At 68.8% G+C, this 272-nt stretch carries 1 pseudogene; it reads right to left on the reverse strand.

Annotated features, from left to right (window positions below):
- A pseudogene (locus BST14_RS32050) lies at window positions 1–272 on the reverse strand (acetate kinase); the annotation flags it as partial.

Consider the following 272-nt stretch of genomic DNA (forward strand, 5'->3'; position numbering starts at 1 on the left):
AGGCCGAGCAGGCCACTTTCGTTGTTCAGCATCGAGTCGATGCGCTCCAGGCTCCAGCCCAGGGTCCGCGCCAGGTGGCTGTGCAGGTTGGGGTCGACGTCGCCGCTGCGGGTGCCCATTACCAGGCCTTCCAGCGGGGTCAGGCCCATGCTGGTGTCGAGGCTCTGGCCGTTGACGATGGCGCAGGTCGAACTGCCGTTGCCGAGGTGGGCGCTGAGCCAACTGCTGTCGCCGACCGCCAACCCGGCCATTTCCGCGGCGCGGTGGCTGAC

The sequence above is a fragment of the Mycobacterium arosiense ATCC BAA-1401 = DSM 45069 genome (genome assembly GCF_002086125.1).
GTDB classification, from domain to species: Bacteria; Actinomycetota; Actinomycetes; order Mycobacteriales; family Mycobacteriaceae; genus Mycobacterium; species Mycobacterium arosiense.